Here is a 1,121-nt window from a genome sequence, read left to right as displayed (position 1 = left end):
GAATATGTTAATTAATAAATCCGTGGAAATTGCCATCGAAAAGAAAATTATAAAAAGCAATTCTATTATTGTTGACGCCACCCATTCAAAGGCCCGTTATAATCAAAAATCACCAAAGGAAATACTGATGGATCGCTCCAAGAAACTTCGAAAATCTGTTTATGAGATCGATGAATCCATGAAGAAAAAATTCCCATCTAAATCGACAACGAATAAGCTGGAAGATGAAATTGAATATTGTCAAAAACTAATGGATGTGATTAAAAATGAGGAAACGATTTCCGAATATCCGAAAGTTAAAGAGAAATTAAACCTATTAAAAGAAAACGTAAATGATGACATCGAACATTTACGAATCTCTGCTGATGAAGATGCGAAAATTGGCCACAAAACGAAAGATACATCTTTCTTTGGCTATAAAACACATATAGCGATGAGTGAAGAAAGAATCATCACGGCAGCTACGATTACAACTGGTGAAAAAAATGATGGAAAACAATTAGAAATACTTATTGAAAAAAGTAAAGAAGCTGGCATGGAAGTAAAAACAGTAATTGGAGATGCAGCTTATTCTGAAAAGGGAAATATTGAATATGCCAATGAAAATGAAATGAAGTTAGTAGCTAAATTAAACCCTGCTGTTTCACAGGGTAATCGAAAAAAAGAAGATGAATTTGAGTTCAACAAAGATGCGGGAATGTACGTTTGTAAGGCAGGTCATATGGCAATACGAAAAGCTCGTCAAGGAACAAAAGGTGTCGCTAAAAACCAAGTAGATACATACTATTTTGACATTGAAAAATGTAAAGTTTGTCCATGTAAAGAAGGATGTTACAAACCCGGAGCTAAAAGTAAGAGCTATTCCGTAAGTATTAAATCAGATGAACATAGCGAACAGGCAAAGTTCCAGGAAACAGATTATTTTAAAGAAAAATCAAAAGAACGCTATAAAATTGAAGCTAAAAATAGTGAATTAAAACATAGACACGGGTATGATGTTTCAAAATCCTCGGGTCTAGTTGGCATGGAAATGCAAGGAGCCATGGCTATATTTACCGTAAATCTAAAACGGATATTGAAGCTAATGGGTTAAAAATAAGCAAAATATAATAGATAAATTA

Annotated in this window: 1 protein-coding gene; it reads left to right on the top strand. The window is 33.1% G+C overall.

The window, feature by feature from the left end; translation table 11 throughout:
- A partial coding sequence (locus JUJ52_RS23010) for a transposase (RefSeq protein WP_228089243.1) occupies positions 1-1,093 on the top strand: 1,093 nt, incomplete at its 5' end.
- Between the last annotated feature and the right edge of the window lie 28 nt (positions 1,094-1,121).

Origin of the sequence: Virgibacillus sp. AGTR, from assembly GCF_016919725.2 — a bacterium.
Classification (GTDB): domain Bacteria; phylum Bacillota; class Bacilli; order Bacillales; family Amphibacillaceae; genus Virgibacillus; species Virgibacillus salarius.
This window is presented reverse-complemented; position numbering and strand designations above follow the sequence as displayed.